Consider the following 16152-nt stretch of genomic DNA (forward strand, 5'->3'; position numbering starts at 1 on the left):
AACGTGAAGATGGTCGTGACCCTGATCAACCCGGTCGCGATGGACGAGGGTCTGCGCTTCGCCATCCGTGAAGGCGGTCGTACCGTCGGCGCCGGCGTGGTTGCCAAGATCATCAAGTAAAAGAGCGCTGCAGGTCGACGGTCTAGGCCGTTGGTGCAGTGGAAAAGGGGTCGGCGCAAGCCGGCCCTTTTTCGTTGCTGTCAGGCAGTGGTGGTAAGGATGGCCTGCGGGTCTACCCAAGCATCGTCTTGCGCGCCCAAATCATGTTCGCTACAATGCGCGGCTCGGTGTCCCTGGGTAGGGCGCTGAGTTACAGCGAAAAGAACGGCAGGATGCCGCTCGTGTTCGCCAGACCGGGAAGGTCGCGTTGCATGGAGCACTCAACAACTCATACGTTGTTGACCGTGCTCTTGTTGCGCATTATACTTTTCCGTCTGGGCAGGCCAGGTTACCGGGCTGCCTCAGTTTTTGGGCGGAGGAAATGCCCTCGCCAGCAGGACGCGCGGCGATTTCATCAACGTCAGGAATATCGGGGCAGGTATCCCAGAGGCCTTGCCCGTCGCTCTTTTAACGAAGGAAGCTTCCGTCATGTCGGAACAAAAGATCCGGATTCGGTTGAAGGCGTTCGATCATCGTTTGATCGACCGTTCGGCCAGCGAGATCGTCGAAACGGCTAAGCGGACCGGCGCGCAAGTGCGTGGCCCGATCCCGTTGCCGACCAAGATTGAACGTTACACCATCCTCGTATCCCCGCACGCTGACAAAGATGCGCGTGACCAATACGAAACCCGCACGCACAAGCGTGTGCTCGATATCGTCGACCCGAACGACAAGACCGTGGACGCGCTGATGAAGCTCGAACTCGCGGCTGGCGTCGACGTCCAGATCAAGCTGACCTGAGGACTACGACCATGACGAAGAAATATTCGTTGGGCTTCGTGGGCCGCAAGGCTGGTATGAGCCGCGTCTTCACTGAAGACGGTCGCTCGGTACCGGTCACGCTGATCGAAGCAACTCCGAACCGCATCGCGCAGATCAAGACCGTCGAGGTTGACGGCTACAGCGCCGTGCAGGTCACCGTTGGCGCCCGTCGTGCCGCGCTGGTCAACAAGCCGGCTGCTGGCCACTTCGCGAAGGCGAAGGTGGAAGCGGGTCGTGGCCTGTGGGAATTCCGTGTTGAAGATGCCCAGCTCGGCGATTTCGCCGTCGGTGGCGAAATCAAGGCGGACATTTTCGAGGTCGGCCAGAAGGTTGACGTCCAGGGCGTCACCAAGGGTAAGGGTTTCCAGGGCACCATCAAGCGCTACAACTTCCGTATGGGCGATGCAACCCACGGTAACTCGCTGTCGCATCGCGCGCCGGGTTCGCTGGGTCAGCGCCAGACCCCGGGTCGCGTTTTCCCGGGCAAGAAGATGTCGGGCCACATGGGCGCCGTGCAGCAAAGCACGCAGAACCTGGAAGTGGTCAAGGTCGACGTCGAGCGTGGTCTGATTGCTATCCGCGGCGCCGTGCCTGGCGCAGCTGGTGGCGACGTGATCGTCCGTCCGGCGAGCAAGGCATAAGGAGAGATGACGATGGAACTCGTTATCACGGGTAGCAACAACAAGGTCTCGGTCTCCGATGCCGTGTTCGGTCGCGAATTCAGCGAAGATCTGGTTCACCAGGTCGTCGTCGCTTATCGCAACGCCGGTCGCGCCGGTACCAAGGCACAGAAGACGCGTTCGGAAGTTGCGGGCACGACCAAGAAGTCGAAGAAGCAGAAGGGCGGCGGTGCGCGTCATGGCGCGCTGACGGCTCCGATCTTCGTCGGTGGCGGCGTGACCTTCGCGGCCAAGCCGCGCAGCTTCGAGCAGAAGGTCAACCGCAAGATGTACCGTGCGGCCATTTGCGCGATTTTTTCCGAGCTGAACCGTCAGGGTCGTCTGATGATCGTCGACGCGTTCGACCTCGAAGCGACCAAGACCAAGGGCTTGATCGAAAAGCTCAAGGGGCTGGAAGTGGGCAAGCGCCCGCTGATCGTCACCGAAGAGGCTTCCGAGCACCTGTATCTGTCCGCTCGCAACCTGCCGTATGTGCAGGTGCGTGACGTGCAGGGCCTGGATCCGGTCGCTCTGGTCGGGGCCGATACGGTCGTGATCACCGCTGACGCGGTCAAGAAGGTCGAGGAGTGGCTGGCATGAGCAGCAACGAAAAAATCTTCAGCGTGCTGCGCGCTCCGCGAGTCTCCGAAAAGACCGCGCGCCTGCAGGAAATCTCCAACCAGTATGTCTTCGAAGTTTCGAACGAAGCCACCAAGGCCGATGTAAAGGCCGCGGTTGAGCAGCTGTTCGACGTCAAGGTCAAGGCAGTCAACGTGGTCAACGTCAAGGGCAAGAGCAAGTCCTTCCGTAACCGTGCTGGCAACCGTGGCAATTGGCGCAAGGCGTACGTCCGCCTGGTCGATGGTCAGTCCATCGACGTAACGGCCAAGGCCTGAGGTCCATCCCATGCCATTGATGAAGTTCAAACCCACCTCTCCCGGCCGTCGTTCCGCCGTGCGCGTGGTTACTCCCGATCTGCACAAGGGCGCACCGCACGCGGCGCTGCTCGATTCGCAGAGCAAGTCCGGTGGTCGTAACCACCACGGCCGCATCACCGTGCGTCACGTCGGTGGTGGCCACAAGCAGCACTACCGCATCATCGACTTCAAGCGCAACAAGGAAGGCATTCCGGCGCGTGTGGAGCGGATCGAATACGATCCGAACCGTACCGCTCATATCGCCCTGCTGTGCTATGTCGACGGCGAGCGCCGCTACATCATCGCCCCCAAGGGCCTGAAGGCTGGCGACCAGGTCATTGCCGGTGCCAACGCACCGATCAAGACCGGCAACACGTTGCCGCTGCGCAACATCCCGGTCGGTACGACGGTTCACGGTATCGAGCTGAAGCCGGGTAAGGGCGCTCAGATCGCACGTGCTGCCGGTGCAGCCGTCCAGCTGGTCGCTCGCGAAGGCATCTATGCCACGCTGCGTCTGCGCTCGGGCGAAATGCGCAAGGTGCCGGTCGAGTGCCGCGCCACCATCGGCGAAGTCGGCAACGACGAGCATAACCTCGAGAAGTTGGGCAAGGCCGGTGCCAAGCGTTGGCGCGGTGTTCGCCCGACCGTTCGCGGTGCGGCCATGAACCCGGTCGATCACCCGCACGGTGGTGGTGAAGCGAAGGCTGGTCAGGGTAATCCGCATCCGGTCACCCCGTGGGGTGTTCCGACCAAGGGTTACAAGACGCGCAAGAACAAGCGCACCCAGCAGTTCATCGTCCGCGATCGTAGGGGCTAATCGACCATGGCACGTTCACTTAAGAAGGGCCCGTTTGTCGATCATCACCTTGCAAAGAAGGTGGAGTCCGCTGCGGGTAGCAAGAAGCCGATCAAGACCTGGTCGCGCCGTTCGATGATTCTGCCTGAAATGGTAGGCATCACCATCGCCGTGCATAACGGCAAGAACCACATTCCGGTGCTCGTCAACGAGAATATGGTCGGCCACAAGCTCGGCGAATTTGCCGTCACCCGGACCTTCAAGGGTCACGGTGGCGACAAGAAGTCGGGCAGGTAAGGAGAGATGACGATGGAAGCGAAAGCAATCCTGCGCACCGCGCGCATCTCCCCGCAGAAGGCCCGCCTGGTCGCTGACCAGGTGCGTGGTTTGTCCGCCGAGCGTGCGGTCAATCTGCTGAAGTTCTCGGACAAGAAGGCTGCACACCTGATCAAAAAGGTGGTGGAGTCGGCGATCGCCAATGCCGAGAACAATCAGGGCGCGGATGTCGACGAGCTGAAGGTCAAGACCATCATGGTTGATGAAGGTCCCTCCCTGAAGCGTTTCATGGCGCGGGCGAAAGGCCGCGGTACCCGCATCCTCAAGCGCACCAGCCACATCACTGTGGTTGTGGGCGCCGCCAAGTAAGCGGAAAGGAAAAGACCATGGGTCATAAAGTTCATCCGACTGGAATCCGCCTCGGCATCGCCAAGGACTGGAATTCCAAGTGGTACGCAAACAAGGCCGAGTTCGCCTCCTATTTGGCAGCCGACCTGAAAGTGCGTGAAATGCTGCGCAAGAAGCTCGCGCAGGCAGGTGTCAGCAAGATCTTGATCGAGCGCCCTGCCAAAACCGCCCGCGTGACCATTCACACCGCCCGTCCGGGTGTGGTGATCGGCAAGCGTGGCGAGGACATCGAAAAGCTGCGCAAGGAAGTGAGCGAGCTGATGGGCGTTCCGGCGCACATCAACGTCACCGAAGTGCGCAAGCCGGAGCTGGACGCGCAGCTGGTCGCCGAGTCGATCGCGCAGCAGCTTGAGCGTCGCATCATGTTCCGCCGTGCAATGAAGCGCTCGGTCGGTAACGCGATGCGCCTGGGTGCCCTGGGCATCAAGGTCAATGTGGCTGGCCGCCTCAACGGTGCAGAAATCGCCCGTTCGGAGTGGTACCGCGAAGGCCGCGTGCCGCTGCACACGCTACGTGCCGACATTGATTACGGTTTTGCCGAGGCGTCCACGACGTACGGCATCATCGGTATCAAGGTCTGGATCTATAAGGGCGAAGTCTTCGACTTCTCTCAGGTTGGCCAGGAAAAGCAGGACGACAGCCCGCGCAACGATCGTAACGATCGCGGCGACCGTGGTGACCGCCCGTCGCGCCCGGCTCGTGAAGCGAGGTAACGGCAATGTTGCAACCCAAGCGAACCAAATATCGCAAGATGCACAAGGGCCGTAACGACGGCCTGGCATGGAGCGGAAACGCCGTCAGCTTCGGCGAGTACGGTCTCAAGGCCACGGCGCACGGTCAGCTGACCGCACGCCAGATTGAAGCAGCACGCCGCACGATCAGCCGCCACGTCAAGAAGGGCGGCAAGATGTGGATCCGTGTGTTCCCCGACAAGCCGATCACCAAGAAGCCGATCGAAGTCCGCATGGGCTCCGGTAAGGGCAACGTGGAGTACTGGGTCGCGCAGATTCAGCCGGGCCGCATGATCTATGAAATCGAGGGAATCCCCGAAGAGACCGCACGTGAGGCGTTCCGCCTTGCCGCTGCCAAGCTCTCGGTGACCACCACTTTCGTGACCCGGACGGTGCGCTGATGGATATCAAACAACTCCGCGAGAAGTCGGCTGACGAATTGAAGGCCCATCTGACCGATCTGCGTAAGGAGCAGTTCTCGCTCCGTATGCAGCAGGTCACCGGCCAGCTGCCGAAGACCCACGAAACCCGCCGGGTGCGCCGCGAGATTGCTCGCGTCAAGCACCTGCTCGGCAGCACCAAGTAAGGACGGCCGCGATGAGCGACAATAACGAAAAGCAAACGCTGCGCACGGTCGAAGGCCGTGTCGTCAGCAACAAGATGGACAAGACGGTCACCGTGTTGGTGGAGCGCCAGGTCAAGCATGCTCTGTACGGCAAGTACATCAAGCGCTCGACCAAGCTGCACGCACACGACGCCGACAATGCCTGCAACGAAGGCGACGTCGTGCGTGTGACCGAGATTGCTCCGATGTCCAAGACCAAGAACTGGCGGGTGGTGGAAATCGTCACCCGTTCGGCCGAATAAGGGAGATCTGAATCATGATCCAGATGCAGAGCTACCTCGATGTCGCCGACAATTCGGGTGCCAAGGAAGTGATGTGCATCAAGGTGCTGGGCGGCTCCAAGCGCCGTTACGCACATATTGGTGACATCATCAAGGTGACCGTCAAGGACGCCATTCCGCGTGGCAAGGTCAAGAAGGGCGAAGTCTACGACGCCGTCGTGGTGCGTACCCGCAAGGGTGTGCGCCGTCCCGACGGTTCGCTGATCCGCTTCGATGGCAACGCCGCTGTGCTGTTGAACAATAAGCAGGAGCCGATCGGGACCCGCATCTTCGGGCCGGTGACGCGCGAGCTGCGTTCCGAGAAGTTCATGAAGATCGTCTCGCTCGCTCCCGAAGTGCTGTGAGCGGAGGACATACACATGGCTAACCGTATCAAGAAGGGCGACCAGGTCGTCATCAACACCGGCAAGGACAAGGGTAAGCAGGGTGAAGTGGTGCGTGTGGACGGCGATCGCGTGATCGTCTCCAACGCCAACGTCATCAAGCGCCACACCAAGCCGAACCCGCAGGCAGGCGTTGCCGGCGGCGTGGTCGAGCGTGAAGCGTCGATCCATATCTCCAACGTCAATATCGTCAACCCGGCAACGGGCAAGGGCGAGCGCGTTGGCTTCAAGGTGCTGGAGGATGGACGCAAACTGCGTGTGTTCCGCTCCAGCGGTGAGGCGCTCGACGCCTGAGGAATGAGATCATGAACACTCGTCTCGAAAAGTTTTACAAGGACAACGTGGTGCCGGCCCTGATGAAGGAGTTCGGCTACACCAATCCGATGGAAGTGCCGAAGCTGGTCAAGGTCACGCTCAATATGGGCGTAGGCGAAGCCGCTACCAACAAGAAGATCCTGGAAAATGCGGTTGCCGACATGGCGAAGATCTCCGGTCAAAAGCCGGTGGTCACCAAGTCGCGCGTTTCGGTCGCATCCTTCAAGATCCGTGACGGTTGGCCGATCGGCTGCAAGACCACCTTGCGTCGCGCCAAGATGTACGAGTTCCTGGATCGTCTGATCAACATCTCGTTGCCGCGCGTGCGCGACTTCCGTGGTGTGTCCGGTCGCTCCTTCGACGGTCGTGGCAACTTCAACATGGGTGTGAAGGAACAGATCATCTTCCCGGAAATCGACTTCGACGCCGTCGACGCTATCCGCGGTATGGATATCGCCATCACCACCACCGCCAAGACGGATGCGGAAGCGAAGGCGCTGCTGGCAGCGTTCAAGTTCCCGTTCCGTAACTGACCGTCGAGGACATCCGAAATGGCAAAGACCTCCATGATCCACCGCGACATCAAGCGTGCGAAGCTGGCGAAGAAATTCGCCGGCAAGCGTGATGCGTTGAAGAAGATCCTCTCCAGTCAGGATGCGTCCTACGAAGAGAAGATCGATGCGTCGACCAAGTTGCAGAAGCTGCCGCGCGATTCGTCGCCGAGCCGCCACCGCAACCGTTGCGAGCTCTCCGGTCGCCCGCGCGGTGTCTACCGCAAGTTCGGCCTGGGTCGCAACATGCTGCGCAAGGCCACGATGAACGGCGACGTTCCGGGCCTGCGCAAGGCAAGCTGGTAACGCATTCCGGCCGTTCGCGGCCGGATTTGAACAGGATCGTTCTGTTCAACAAGGGAGTCCGACGCAAGTCGGGCTCTTTTGTCGTATACTTCCGCTTCTGTCTTGCCCGTGCGGGTCTGGCATGGCGTCAAGGGTCCTGGCCCGTCCCCAGGAAAACACAAGATTTTCGCGAAAGCGGATATCGGTGCACTCAAAGGTACTCACATGAGCATGACTGATCCCATCGCCGACCTGCTGGTTCGCATCAAGAATGCGGCCGCGGTTGGTAAGCAGACGGTGAAATTGCCGTCGTCCAAGATTAAGGTTGCGATCGCCCAAGTCCTGAAGGACGAGGGTTACATCACCGACCTGCGCGTGACCCAGGCCGAAAACAACAAGGCGGAACTGGAAATCGTGCTGAAGTATTTCGAAGGCCGCCCGGTCATCGAGACCCTGAAGCGTTTTTCGCGCTCGGGTCTGCGCCAGTACCGCGGCAAGACCGAGCTGCCCAAGGTCCTGGGTGGCTTGGGTATCGCCATCATCTCCACGTCGAAGGGCATCATGACCGATGCGCAGGCTCGCGAAGCCGGCGTTGGTGGTGAAGTTCTGTGCTTCGTGGCCTAAGGGAAGGAATCTAACATGTCCCGTGTAGCCAAGAAGCCTGTCTCCCTCCCGAAGGGTGTTGAACTCAACGTCCAGCCTGGGCTGGTCAGCGTCAAGGGCCCGAAGGGCACGTTGACCCTGCCGAAGCCGGCTGGTGTCGAAATCGCCATCGATGGCGGCGTTGCCACGCTGTCGGCCAACGATCCGTCGCAGATCGCCCTCACCGGCACCGTCCGCGCCATCCTGGCCAACATGGTCAAGGGTGTCTCCGAAGGCTTCGAGCGCAAGCTCGAGCTGGTCGGCGTCGGTTACCGCGCTGCCATGCAGGGCAAGGACCTGAGCCTGGCGCTCGGTTTCTCGCACCCGCTGGTGTTCGTGGCGCCGGAAGGCATCACGCTGTCGACTCCCACTCAGACCGAAATCGTGGTCCAGGGCGCCGACAAGCAGCGCGTCGGCGAAGTTGCCGCCAAGATTCGCGGTTTCCGTCCGCCGGAGCCCTACAAGGGCAAGGGTGTGAAGTACGCCGGTGAAGTCATCATTCGCAAGGAAGCCAAGAAGGCTTAATGGCGAGTCCCTCGCAAGAGCCCGCACATCCCTGTGCTGACTTTTGATAGGAGCACGCTTTCCCTTCAGCTTTCGTAGGATAAATATCATGAGCATCAACAAGAACATCGCCCGTCTGCGCCGCGCCAAGTCCACCCGTGCGCACATCCGTGAGCTGGGCGTTGCCCGTCTGTCGGTGCTGCGCACCGGTCAGCACCTGTACGCGCAGGTCTTCACTGCCGATGGCTCCAAGGTGATCGCTGCTGCGAACACCCTGCAGGCCGACGTCAAGGATGGCCTGAAGAATGGCAAGAACAGCGATGCGGCTGCCAAGGTCGGCAAGCTGATCGCCGAGCGCGCCAAGGCTGCTGGCATCGAGAAGGTTGCATTCGACCGCTCGGGCTACCGCTACCATGGCCGCATCAAGGCGCTCGCCGACGCAGCGCGCGAAGGCGGCCTGCAGTTCTAAGCACTGCTGCGGAGGCGGTCATCGACCGCCTCCGCAATACCGCCGGCAGGGAAATGCCGGACCGCCCCGTTCTTTTGCAACGGTGCCGGGAACACCGCTTCACTTCACAACCATAAGCGGCTTCGAGCCGTACATACTTAATCAATCAAGGAATCAAGATGGCAGAAGAACGTGCACCGCGGGGTCGTGATCGCGACCGTAACCGCGAAGAGAAAGTCGACGATGGCATGATCGAAAAGCTGGTCGCGGTCAATCGCGTCAGCAAGACGGTCAAGGGCGGTCGCCAGTTCACCTTCACCGCGCTGACCGTGGTCGGCGATGGTCTGGGCAAGGTCGGTTTCGGTTATGGCAAGGCGCGCGAAGTGCCGGTCGCCATCCAAAAGTCGATGGAACAGGCACGCAAGAACCTGGCTACTGTCGATCTGAACAACGGCACCCTGTGGCATGCCGTCAAGTCTGGCCATGGCGCAGCACGCGTCTACATGCAGCCGGCGTCGGAAGGTACGGGCGTCATCGCAGGCGGCGCCATGCGCGCTGTGCTGGAAGCGGTTGGCGTCAAGAACGTGTTGGCCAAGGCCGTTGGTTCGCGTAACCCGATCAACCTGGTCCGTGCGACTCTCAAGGGTCTGTCGGAAGTGCAGTCGCCGGCACGCGTTGCGGCCAAGCGCGGCAAGAAGGTGGAGGAGCTCAACCATGGCTAAGGACACCAACAAGACCGTCAAGGTGCGCCTGGTGCGTGGCCTGCGTGGAACCCAGTCGCGTCACCGTCTGTCGGTGCGTGCGTTGGGCCTGAATAAGCTCAACGATGTGCGTGAACTGAAGGACAGCCCGCAGGTGCGTGGCCTGATCAATACGGTTCACTACCTCGTCAAGGTTGAGGAGTAATCCCATGACTCTGCGTCTTAATGACCTCAAGCCGGCCGACGGCGCCCGTACCGAGCGCACCCGCGTCGGTCGTGGTATCGGTTCGGGCCTCGGCAAGACCGCTGGTCGCGGTCACAAGGGTTCGTTCGCTCGTAAGGGTGGCGGCAAGATCAAGGCCGGCTTCGAAGGCGGCCAGACCCCGATGCAGCGTCGTCTGCCGAAGATCGGTTTCCGCTCCAAGATGGCGCGCGATACCGCAGAAGTGTTGTCCTACCAGTTGGACAAGCTGGATGCTGGCGATGTCGACTTTGCAGCGCTGCGTGCGGCCAATCTGGTCCCGAGCCGCGCCAAGAAGGCGAAGATCGTGCTGAAGGGCGAGCTGAGCAAGAAGTTCGTGCTGAAGGGCGTTGCGGCAACCGCAGGCGCCAAGGCGGCAATCGAAGCTGCCGGCGGCAGCGTAGAGGAGTAATCGGCAGATGGCGCAGGCTGGCATTGGTAACCTCGGCGGCGGGCTCGGCAAGTTCACGGAACTTCGCCAGCGGTTGCTGTTCGTCCTCGGGGCATTGATCGTTTATCGCATCGGCTGCTATGTGCCGGTGCCTGGCGTGAATCCCGATGCCATGCTTTCGTTGATGCAGGCGCAGGGCGGCGGCATCGTGGACATGTTCAACATGTTCTCGGGCGGCGCCCTGCACCGTTTCAGTATTTTTGCGTTGAATGTGATGCCGTACATTTCGGCATCGATCGTGATCCAGTTGGCCACGCACATCTTTCCCGCCCTCAAGGCGATGCAGAAAGAAGGCGAATCGGGCCGACGCAAGATCACCCAATATTCGCGCATCGGTGCGGTGTTGCTGGCGGTGGTGCAGGGCGGCAGTATCGCGTTGGCACTGCAGAACCAGACCGCCCCTGGTGGCGCTCCGGTGGTGTATGCGCCGGGCATGGGCTTCGTGCTCACCGCGGTGATCGCATTGACCGCTGGTACCATCTTCCTGATGTGGGTAGGCGAGCAGGTCACCGAGCGCGGCATCGGTAACGGCGTGTCGCTGATCATTTTTGCCGGCATCGTGGCTGGCCTGCCGTCGGCGGCCATCCAGACGGTCGAAGCCTTCCGTGAAGGCAACTTGAGCTTCATTTCGCTGCTGTTGATCGTCATCACCATCCTGGCGTTCACGCTGTTCGTCGTGTTTGTCGAGCGTGGGCAGCGCCGGATCACGGTCAACTACGCGCGCCGTCAGGGCGGTCGCAATGCGTACATGAACCAGACCTCGTTCTTGCCGCTCAAGCTGAACATGGCCGGTGTGATTCCGCCGATCTTTGCGTCCAGCATCCTGGCATTCCCGGCAACGTTGTCGATGTGGTCGGGTCAGGCTGCATCGGGTGGTATCGGCTCGTGGCTGCAGAAGATTGCCAACGCGCTTGGCCCCGGTGAGCCGGTGCACATGCTGGTCTTCGCTGCGCTGATCATCGGTTTTGCGTTCTTCTACACCGCGCTGGTGTTCAACTCGCAGGAAACCGCCGACAACCTCAAGAAGTCGGGCGCGCTGATTCCGGGCATCCGTCCAGGCAAGGCCACCGCAGATTACGTCGATGGCGTGCTGACGCGCCTGACCGCTGCCGGTTCGTTGTACCTGGTAATCGTCTGCCTGCTGCCGGAAATCATGCGCACGCAGCTCGGCACTTCGTTCCATTTCGGCGGCACCTCGCTGTTGATTGCAGTGGTGGTGGTGATGGACTTCATTGCGCAGATCCAGGCGCACCTGATGTCGCACCAGTATGAGAGCTTGCTGAAGAAGGCCAACCTCAAGGGCGGCTCGCGCGGCGGTCTTGCGCGCGGTTAAGTGGTACACTAGATCTTCATTACGTGAAGACGGCCTGGTTCCCGGGCCACGATCTTCCGATCAGAAGGGCGGCTCGCGCGACGTCTCGCGCGCGGGTGTGACGGGGTGGTTCTGTGCGGGAGTAGCACAGGCGATTCGGAGTGGTTTTCTGGATCAGCACCGTCCGGCGCCGGAGCGAGGGCACACTCCCCACGCCGGGTCCATGGAACCACTGGTTCCACGGGCTTCAAAGCAATCCGAGGCCTTGCTATAATTCCGAGTTCACTTTTGATCCATCCTGCCGGATGGCGCCTGGGCGCTGTCAGGCCATCACTCAGTTGGAGAATCGCGTCATGGCGCGTATTGCAGGCGTCAACCTGCCAGCCCAGAAGCACGTCTGGGTCGGGTTGCAAAGCATCTACGGCATCGGCCGTACCCGTTCGAAGAAGCTCTGCGAATCCGCAGGCGTTACCTCGACCACGAAGATTCGTGATCTGTCCGAACCCGAAATCGAGCGCCTGCGCGCCGAAGTCGGCAAGTATGTCGTCGAAGGCGACCTGCGCCGCGAAATCGGTATCGCGATCAAGCGACTGATGGACCTGGGCTGCTATCGCGGTCTGCGTCATCGCCGTGGTCTTCCGCTGCGTGGTCAGCGCACCCGTACCAACGCCCGCACCCGTAAGGGTCCGCGCAAGGCGATCAGGAAGTAAGGGATAGATCATGGCCAAGCCAGCAGAAAAGAAAACGAAGAAGAAGATCAAGCGCGTCATCACCGACGGCGTCGCTCACGTCCACGCTTCGTTCAACAACACCATCGTCACCATCACCGATCGCCAGGGCAACGCGCTGTCGTGGGCTACGTCCGGCGGCGCCGGTTTCCGTGGTTCGCGCAAGTCGACCCCGTTCGCTGCTCAGGTTGCCGCCGAGAAGGCTGGCCGCGCTGCGCTCGATTACGGCGTGAAGTCGCTGGAAGTGCGTATCAAGGGTCCGGGTCCGGGCCGTGAGTCGGCCGTGCGTTCGTTGAACAACGTGGGCTACAAGATCACCAACATCATCGACGTGACGCCAATCCCGCACAACGGGTGCCGTCCGCCGAAGAAGCGTCGCGTCTAAAAGGAGCGATAAGAAATGGCTCGTTATATCGGTCCTACCTGTAAGCTCGCGCGTCGCGAAGGCGCCGACCTTTCCCTCAAGAGCCCGGCGCGTGCGCTGGACTCCAAGTGCAAGCTTGAGCAGAAGCCCGGCCAGCACGGCGCGGCTCGCAAGGGCAAGCTTTCCGACTACGCCACCCAGCTGCGCGAAAAGCAGAAGGTCAAGCGTATCTACGGTCTGCTGGAACGTCAGTTCCGCAACTACTACAAGAAGGCCTCGACCAAGAAGGGCAACACGGGCGAGAACCTGCTGCAGTTGTTGGAAACCCGTCTGGACAACGTCTGCTATCGCATGGGTTTTGCCGTCACCCGTCCGGCCGCGCGCCAGCTGGTGTCGCACCGTGGCGTGCTGGTTAACGGCAAGTCGGTGAATCTGGCCTCGTACCAGATCAAGGCTGGCGATGCGATCATGCTGTCGGAAAAGGCGCAGAAGCAGCTCCGCGTGCAGGAAGCCCTGACCGTGGCTGAGCAGCACGACATGACGCCGTCGTGGGTTGAAGTCGATTCGAAGAAGTTCAGCGGCGTGTTCAAGGCCGTTCCGGATCGCGCTGACCTGCCTTCGGATATCAACGAAGCGCTGATCGTCGAGTTGTATTCGAAGTAATTCACATTGGAGAACCTCCGGTACTGCCGGAGGTTCGCAGGAGACCCCGCAACATGACGGTTACCGCCAACCAGGTTCTGCGCCCCCGTGGTCCGCAGATCGAACGTCTTACCGACAACCGTGCCAAGGTCGTGATCGAACCCTTGGAGCGCGGTTACGGGCACACGTTGGGCAATGCCCTGCGTCGTGTGTTGTTGTCGTCGATCCCCGGTTTTGCGATCACCGAGGTCGAGATCGACGGTGTGCTCCACGAGTACACCACGGTCGAAGGTCTGCAGGAAGACGTGCTCGACGTCCTGCTGAACCTGAAAGACGTGGCGATTCGTATGCACAGTGGCGATAGCGCCACGCTGTCGTTGTCCAAGCAGGGTCCGGGTACGGTCACTGCGGCAGACATCAGGACCGATCACAACGTCGAGATCATCAACGGCGACCACGTGATCTGCCATCTGACCAAGGACACGGCGCTGAACATGCGCCTGAAGATCGAGCGCGGTTTCGGCTATCAGCCGGCTGCTGCGCGTCGTCGTCCGGACGAAGAGACCCGCACCATCGGTCGTCTGATGCTGGATGCGTCGTTCTCGCCCGTGCGTCGCGTTGCCTACGCCGTGGAAGCTGCGCGTGTTGAACAGCGCACCGACCTCGACAAGCTGGTGATCGATATCGAAACCAACGGCACGATCGATGCAGAGGAAGCCGTGCGCACCGCCGCCGACATCCTTAGCGATCAGCTGTCGGTGTTCGGCGATTTCACCCACCGCGATCGCGGTGCGGCCAAGCCGGCTGCCAGCGGCGTGGATCCGGTGCTGCTGCGTCCGATCGACGACCTTGAGCTGACCGTGCGTTCGGCCAACTGCCTGAAGGCCGAGAGCATCTACTACATCGGCGATCTGATCCAGAAGACCGAAGTCGAGCTGCTCAAGACCCCGAATCTGGGCAAGAAGTCGCTGACCGAAATCAAGGAAGTGCTGGCGCAGCGCGGCCTTGCTCTGGGCATGAAGCTGGAGAACTGGCCGCCGGCCGGTGTCGCCCAGCACGGCATGCTTGGTTAATGCGTCACCGCATGGGCGTCTTCGGGCGCCCATGCTGTTTTTCTACATCGACGGGCCGAAGCCCGCGATGACATCCGGTCAAAGGACGGCCGGCTCGGACCAACCGCAGTCCATTCAACAGCGCCAGGATGGCGACAACGTCACTGAAGCAGTCTCAATATTCCTTAGGAAACCATACTCATGCGTCACCAGAAATCCGGCCGGAAGTTCAACCGTACCAGCGCACACCGCGAAGCCATGTTCCGCAATATGGCCGCCTCGCTGTTCAAGCACGAGCTGATCAAGACCACCTTGCCGAAGGCCAAGGAACTGCGTCGCGTCGCCGAGCCGCTGATCACCATCGGCAAGGTCGATGGCGTTGCCAATCGTCGTCTGGCATTTGCTCGCCTGCGCGACAAGGAAGCCGTGGGCAAGCTGTTCGTCGAACTGGGCCCGCGTTACGCGACCCGTCCCGGCGGCTACCTGCGCATCCTGAAGGCTGGCTTCCGTGCCGGCGACAATGCGCCGATGGCGTATGTCGAGCTGGTCGACCGTCCGGTCGTTGCCGAAGAAGTGGCCGAGTAATCGGATCGCCTCTATAAAGATTCTTGAAAAGCCCGGCACACGCCGGGCTTTTTTATTGCTGGTCGAAGGGGGGGGCGCTGAACGCTGTCGGCTCTATCGGTCGGCCGACGCGTGCTGCACACGATGAGGCGATGCCGCTAAGCAGGCCTCAAGTGGAAGCGCCTGCGGCTTGTCGATGCGGGCCGGTGCCGGAGGGCACCGCGCGTCGCTGAGATTGGGTATTTGGTCCGGTGTCCTTGATCATGGGGGTAATGCGTGCAGGTCTTCGTCGCGGCCATGCGGAAGATCCCACCAGTGCCTGGCCCGATGGCCCGCCCGTTCGGACATGCGTGGTCACGGCCGTGGCGATGGCTGATAATCGACAGCCTGACCCAAGGCAAGCAGTGACGATGAATCCATTTCGTTGGAGTTTCCGGGCGCAGTTTCTGCTGGGCTTTCTTGCATGCGCAGGATTGCTGGCTTACGCGATCTATGTGCAGTTGCATCTGGGTCTGGAGCCTTGCCCGCTGTGCATCTTCCAACGGATCGCCTTCGCAGCGCTGGCAGTGTTTTTCCTGCTTGGCGCGCTGCATGGGCCGCGTGCCGCCGCCGGGCGCAAGGTCTATGGGGTCTTGAGTTTCATCGCCGCAGGCGTGGGTATGGGCATCGCTGCGCGGCATGTGTGGGTGCAGATCCGGCCCAAGGACATGATGTCTTCGTGCGGGCCGCCGTTGAGCTTTCTGAGCGAGACGATGGGGCCCTTCGAGGTGTTCCGCACCGTGCTGACCGGCACCGGCGACTGCGGCAATATCGATTGGCGCTTCCTCGGGTTGAGCATGCCGATGTGGAGCATGGTGTGGTTCGTAGGGTTGGCGCTGTGGGCCCTATACGCGGGCTTCAAGGTACGGCGTAGTTCGGTTCATCACTAACAGGTCCGGCGCTTTGCAATGCCCTGCGGCAGCCTCGTAGGCGTGCTGGGGCATCGCGACGGGAACGGCCGCTGTGCGTTACCTAGACGACGCTGATGCGTAATTGACGGGTAAAAGGCGCGCCTTCCGCTGCAGGTCAGGCGCCTTGATTCGTCGCAAGGTGGCTTGCGCTGCGCTCGCTCGACGCGTCTGCTTCCTGGCCTTCATACTCGAAGCCGTTGCTGTCGCTTGCATGCGTCTGCGGCGTGTCGACCGTGAGCGAGAATAGCGACATCGGAGGCGTGACTGAGTACTGGCTCTTTCCGCTGGCTAGCGCTGGTGGATCGCAGTTGGATCGTGGCACCGCTCGAATCAATAAGCCGATATGTACACGTCCGTCGAACGATGCGCACCCGCCATGCAGGCGGTACGCAGCGTGGCCAGCCG

The 16152-nt window shown here is 61.1% G+C and carries 28 protein-coding genes and 2 pseudogenes; 29 read left to right on the forward strand and 1 reads right to left on the reverse strand.

Features of this window, described 5'->3' with window-relative positions:
• From EO156_RS20865 to EO156_RS21005, 29 genes and pseudogenes are all read left to right on the forward strand, one after another.
• Window positions 1-120: pseudogene (locus EO156_RS20865) on the forward strand (elongation factor Tu); the annotation flags it as partial.
• A 468-nt stretch (window positions 121-588) separates the two neighbouring features.
• Window positions 589-900 carry a 30S ribosomal protein S10 gene (rpsJ, locus tag EO156_RS20870; RefSeq protein WP_003486723.1) on the forward strand — a complete coding sequence of 104 codons (312 nt, stop codon included), beginning with the start codon at window positions 589-591 and terminating at the stop codon, window positions 898-900.
• A gap of 11 nt (window positions 901-911) precedes the next feature.
• The gene (rplC, locus tag EO156_RS20875; protein WP_005917121.1) at window positions 912-1562 is read left to right on the forward strand and encodes a 50S ribosomal protein L3; all 651 of its coding nucleotides are present in this window, start codon (window positions 912-914) and stop codon (window positions 1560-1562) included.
• A 12-nt stretch (window positions 1563-1574) separates the two neighbouring features.
• Window positions 1575-2180 carry a 50S ribosomal protein L4 gene (gene rplD, locus EO156_RS20880; protein WP_005917124.1) on the forward strand — a complete coding sequence of 202 codons (606 nt, stop codon included), beginning with the start codon at window positions 1575-1577 and terminating at the stop codon, window positions 2178-2180.
• Window positions 2177-2476, forward strand: coding sequence for a 50S ribosomal protein L23 (gene rplW / locus EO156_RS20885; protein ID WP_003486717.1), 300 nt, complete (start codon window positions 2177-2179; stop codon window positions 2474-2476). Before rplD ends, rplW begins: the two co-directional genes overlap by 4 nt.
• 10 nt (window positions 2477-2486) lie before the next feature.
• A complete protein-coding gene (rplB, locus tag EO156_RS20890) occupies window positions 2487-3314 on the forward strand; it encodes a 50S ribosomal protein L2 (protein ID WP_003486715.1) in 828 nt (275 codons plus the stop codon).
• Between the two features lie 6 nt (window positions 3315-3320).
• Window positions 3321-3590, forward strand: a complete 270-nt coding sequence (gene rpsS / locus EO156_RS20895) for a 30S ribosomal protein S19 (protein WP_005917128.1) — start codon at window positions 3321-3323, stop codon at window positions 3588-3590.
• Between the two features lie 12 nt (window positions 3591-3602).
• On the forward strand, window positions 3603-3938 hold the full coding sequence (rplV, locus tag EO156_RS20900) for a 50S ribosomal protein L22 (protein ID WP_003486710.1): 336 nt from the start codon (window positions 3603-3605) through the stop codon (window positions 3936-3938).
• Between the two features lie 17 nt (window positions 3939-3955).
• A complete protein-coding gene (gene rpsC / locus EO156_RS20905) occupies window positions 3956-4690 on the forward strand; it encodes a 30S ribosomal protein S3 (RefSeq protein ID WP_003486708.1) in 735 nt (244 codons plus the stop codon).
• Window positions 4691-4695: 5 nt separating this feature from the next.
• Window positions 4696-5109: a 50S ribosomal protein L16 gene (gene rplP / locus EO156_RS20910; RefSeq protein ID WP_003486706.1), complete on the forward strand. Its 414-nt coding sequence runs from the start codon at window positions 4696-4698 to the stop codon at window positions 5107-5109.
• Window positions 5109-5294 carry a 50S ribosomal protein L29 gene (rpmC, locus tag EO156_RS20915; RefSeq protein ID WP_003486703.1) on the forward strand — a complete coding sequence of 62 codons (186 nt, stop codon included), beginning with the start codon at window positions 5109-5111 and terminating at the stop codon, window positions 5292-5294. Before rplP ends, rpmC begins: the two co-directional genes overlap by 1 nt.
• Window positions 5295-5305: 11 nt before the next feature.
• Window positions 5306-5575: a 30S ribosomal protein S17 gene (rpsQ, locus tag EO156_RS20920; RefSeq protein ID WP_003486701.1), complete on the forward strand. Its 270-nt coding sequence runs from the start codon at window positions 5306-5308 to the stop codon at window positions 5573-5575.
• A gap of 14 nt (window positions 5576-5589) precedes the next feature.
• Window positions 5590-5958, forward strand: coding sequence for a 50S ribosomal protein L14 (gene rplN, locus EO156_RS20925; RefSeq protein ID WP_003486699.1), 369 nt, complete (start codon window positions 5590-5592; stop codon window positions 5956-5958).
• A gap of 15 nt (window positions 5959-5973) precedes the next feature.
• Entirely contained in the window at window positions 5974-6291 is a 318-nt protein-coding gene (gene rplX, locus EO156_RS20930) for a 50S ribosomal protein L24 (RefSeq protein ID WP_003486696.1), read from the forward strand.
• Window positions 6292-6302: 11 nt separating this feature from the next.
• Complete coding sequence (gene rplE, locus EO156_RS20935; RefSeq protein ID WP_003486694.1) at window positions 6303-6845, forward strand: 50S ribosomal protein L5; 543 nt, start codon at window positions 6303-6305, stop codon at window positions 6843-6845.
• Between the two features lie 18 nt (window positions 6846-6863).
• The gene (gene rpsN, locus EO156_RS20940; RefSeq protein ID WP_005917137.1) at window positions 6864-7169 is read left to right on the forward strand and encodes a 30S ribosomal protein S14; all 306 of its coding nucleotides are present in this window, start codon (window positions 6864-6866) and stop codon (window positions 7167-7169) included.
• 204 nt (window positions 7170-7373) lie between these two features.
• On the forward strand, window positions 7374-7772 hold the full coding sequence (gene rpsH, locus EO156_RS20945; protein ID WP_005932726.1) for a 30S ribosomal protein S8: 399 nt from the start codon (window positions 7374-7376) through the stop codon (window positions 7770-7772).
• 15 nt (window positions 7773-7787) lie between these two features.
• Complete coding sequence (gene rplF, locus EO156_RS20950) at window positions 7788-8315, forward strand: 50S ribosomal protein L6 (RefSeq protein ID WP_011050640.1); 528 nt, start codon at window positions 7788-7790, stop codon at window positions 8313-8315.
• Between the two features lie 88 nt (window positions 8316-8403).
• Window positions 8404-8763, forward strand: coding sequence for a 50S ribosomal protein L18 (gene rplR, locus EO156_RS20955; RefSeq protein WP_003486684.1), 360 nt, complete (start codon window positions 8404-8406; stop codon window positions 8761-8763).
• 158 nt (window positions 8764-8921) lie between these two features.
• Window positions 8922-9464, forward strand: a complete 543-nt coding sequence (gene rpsE / locus EO156_RS20960; RefSeq protein WP_003486682.1) for a 30S ribosomal protein S5 — start codon at window positions 8922-8924, stop codon at window positions 9462-9464.
• Complete coding sequence (rpmD, locus tag EO156_RS20965) at window positions 9457-9648, forward strand: 50S ribosomal protein L30 (RefSeq protein WP_003486678.1); 192 nt, start codon at window positions 9457-9459, stop codon at window positions 9646-9648. The genes rpsE and rpmD overlap by 8 nt, the downstream gene beginning before the upstream one ends.
• A gap of 4 nt (window positions 9649-9652) precedes the next feature.
• Window positions 9653-10096, forward strand: a complete 444-nt coding sequence (gene rplO / locus EO156_RS20970) for a 50S ribosomal protein L15 (RefSeq protein WP_003486676.1) — start codon at window positions 9653-9655, stop codon at window positions 10094-10096.
• Window positions 10097-10103: 7 nt separating this feature from the next.
• Window positions 10104-11468, forward strand: a complete 1365-nt coding sequence (secY, locus tag EO156_RS20975) for a preprotein translocase subunit SecY (RefSeq protein ID WP_003486674.1) — start codon at window positions 10104-10106, stop codon at window positions 11466-11468.
• A 332-nt stretch (window positions 11469-11800) separates the two neighbouring features.
• Entirely contained in the window at window positions 11801-12157 is a 357-nt protein-coding gene (gene rpsM / locus EO156_RS20980; RefSeq protein WP_003486672.1) for a 30S ribosomal protein S13, read from the forward strand.
• Window positions 12158-12167: 10 nt separating this feature from the next.
• Entirely contained in the window at window positions 12168-12560 is a 393-nt protein-coding gene (rpsK, locus tag EO156_RS20985; RefSeq protein ID WP_003486671.1) for a 30S ribosomal protein S11, read from the forward strand.
• 15 nt (window positions 12561-12575) lie between these two features.
• Entirely contained in the window at window positions 12576-13202 is a 627-nt protein-coding gene (gene rpsD / locus EO156_RS20990; RefSeq protein ID WP_016849988.1) for a 30S ribosomal protein S4, read from the forward strand.
• Window positions 13203-13255: 53 nt separating this feature from the next.
• On the forward strand, window positions 13256-14254 hold the full coding sequence (gene rpoA / locus EO156_RS20995) for a DNA-directed RNA polymerase subunit alpha (RefSeq protein WP_002811635.1): 999 nt from the start codon (window positions 13256-13258) through the stop codon (window positions 14252-14254).
• A 180-nt stretch (window positions 14255-14434) separates the two neighbouring features.
• Window positions 14435-14818: a 50S ribosomal protein L17 gene (gene rplQ / locus EO156_RS21000; protein ID WP_003486665.1), complete on the forward strand. Its 384-nt coding sequence runs from the start codon at window positions 14435-14437 to the stop codon at window positions 14816-14818.
• 389 nt (window positions 14819-15207) lie between these two features.
• Complete coding sequence (locus tag EO156_RS21005; protein WP_003486663.1) at window positions 15208-15726, forward strand: disulfide bond formation protein B; 519 nt, start codon at window positions 15208-15210, stop codon at window positions 15724-15726.
• 136 nt (window positions 15727-15862) lie between these two features.
• Here the strand turns inward: EO156_RS21005 and EO156_RS21010 are convergent.
• Window positions 15863-16125: pseudogene (locus EO156_RS21010) on the reverse strand (hypothetical protein).
• Window positions 16126-16152: the final 27 nt, after the last annotated feature.

Source organism: Xanthomonas sp. DAR33341, from assembly GCF_003992815.1.
Classification (GTDB): Bacteria; Pseudomonadota; Gammaproteobacteria; order Xanthomonadales; family Xanthomonadaceae; genus Xanthomonas; species Xanthomonas cissicola.

Excerpts from the sequence above, each read along its gene's own strand:
- rplC (WP_005917121.1), top strand. The coding sequence starts at position 912 with ATGACGAAGAAATATTCGTTGGGCTTCGTGGGCCGCAAGGCTGGTATG.
- rpsE (WP_003486682.1), top strand. The coding sequence starts at position 8,922 with ATGGCAGAAGAACGTGCACCGCGGGGTCGTGATCGCGACCGTAACCGC.
- rpsH (WP_005932726.1), top strand. The coding sequence starts at position 7,374 with ATGAGCATGACTGATCCCATCGCCGACCTGCTGGTTCGCATCAAGAAT.
- rplW (WP_003486717.1), top strand. The coding sequence starts at position 2,177 with ATGAGCAGCAACGAAAAAATCTTCAGCGTGCTGCGCGCTCCGCGAGTC.
- rpmC (WP_003486703.1), top strand. The coding sequence starts at position 5,109 with ATGGATATCAAACAACTCCGCGAGAAGTCGGCTGACGAATTGAAGGCC.
- rpsS (WP_005917128.1), top strand. The coding sequence starts at position 3,321 with ATGGCACGTTCACTTAAGAAGGGCCCGTTTGTCGATCATCACCTTGCA.
- rpmD (WP_003486678.1), top strand. The coding sequence starts at position 9,457 with ATGGCTAAGGACACCAACAAGACCGTCAAGGTGCGCCTGGTGCGTGGC.
- EO156_RS21005 (WP_003486663.1), top strand. The coding sequence starts at position 15,208 with ATGAATCCATTTCGTTGGAGTTTCCGGGCGCAGTTTCTGCTGGGCTTT.
- rplF (WP_011050640.1), top strand. The coding sequence starts at position 7,788 with ATGTCCCGTGTAGCCAAGAAGCCTGTCTCCCTCCCGAAGGGTGTTGAA.
- rplB (WP_003486715.1), top strand. The coding sequence starts at position 2,487 with ATGCCATTGATGAAGTTCAAACCCACCTCTCCCGGCCGTCGTTCCGCC.
- rplN (WP_003486699.1), top strand. The coding sequence starts at position 5,590 with ATGATCCAGATGCAGAGCTACCTCGATGTCGCCGACAATTCGGGTGCC.
- rplP (WP_003486706.1), top strand. The coding sequence starts at position 4,696 with ATGTTGCAACCCAAGCGAACCAAATATCGCAAGATGCACAAGGGCCGT.
- rpsQ (WP_003486701.1), top strand. The coding sequence starts at position 5,306 with ATGAGCGACAATAACGAAAAGCAAACGCTGCGCACGGTCGAAGGCCGT.
- rplD (WP_005917124.1), top strand. The coding sequence starts at position 1,575 with ATGGAACTCGTTATCACGGGTAGCAACAACAAGGTCTCGGTCTCCGAT.
- rplE (WP_003486694.1), top strand. The coding sequence starts at position 6,303 with ATGAACACTCGTCTCGAAAAGTTTTACAAGGACAACGTGGTGCCGGCC.
- rplV (WP_003486710.1), top strand. The coding sequence starts at position 3,603 with ATGGAAGCGAAAGCAATCCTGCGCACCGCGCGCATCTCCCCGCAGAAG.
- rplX (WP_003486696.1), top strand. The coding sequence starts at position 5,974 with ATGGCTAACCGTATCAAGAAGGGCGACCAGGTCGTCATCAACACCGGC.
- secY (WP_003486674.1), top strand. The coding sequence starts at position 10,104 with ATGGCGCAGGCTGGCATTGGTAACCTCGGCGGCGGGCTCGGCAAGTTC.
- rpsD (WP_016849988.1), top strand. The coding sequence starts at position 12,576 with ATGGCTCGTTATATCGGTCCTACCTGTAAGCTCGCGCGTCGCGAAGGC.
- rplR (WP_003486684.1), top strand. The coding sequence starts at position 8,404 with ATGAGCATCAACAAGAACATCGCCCGTCTGCGCCGCGCCAAGTCCACC.
- rpsM (WP_003486672.1), top strand. The coding sequence starts at position 11,801 with ATGGCGCGTATTGCAGGCGTCAACCTGCCAGCCCAGAAGCACGTCTGG.
- rplQ (WP_003486665.1), top strand. The coding sequence starts at position 14,435 with ATGCGTCACCAGAAATCCGGCCGGAAGTTCAACCGTACCAGCGCACAC.
- rpsJ (WP_003486723.1), top strand. The coding sequence starts at position 589 with ATGTCGGAACAAAAGATCCGGATTCGGTTGAAGGCGTTCGATCATCGT.
- rplO (WP_003486676.1), top strand. The coding sequence starts at position 9,653 with ATGACTCTGCGTCTTAATGACCTCAAGCCGGCCGACGGCGCCCGTACC.
- rpsK (WP_003486671.1), top strand. The coding sequence starts at position 12,168 with ATGGCCAAGCCAGCAGAAAAGAAAACGAAGAAGAAGATCAAGCGCGTC.
- rpoA (WP_002811635.1), top strand. The coding sequence starts at position 13,256 with ATGACGGTTACCGCCAACCAGGTTCTGCGCCCCCGTGGTCCGCAGATC.
- rpsC (WP_003486708.1), top strand. The coding sequence starts at position 3,956 with ATGGGTCATAAAGTTCATCCGACTGGAATCCGCCTCGGCATCGCCAAG.
- rpsN (WP_005917137.1), top strand. The coding sequence starts at position 6,864 with ATGGCAAAGACCTCCATGATCCACCGCGACATCAAGCGTGCGAAGCTG.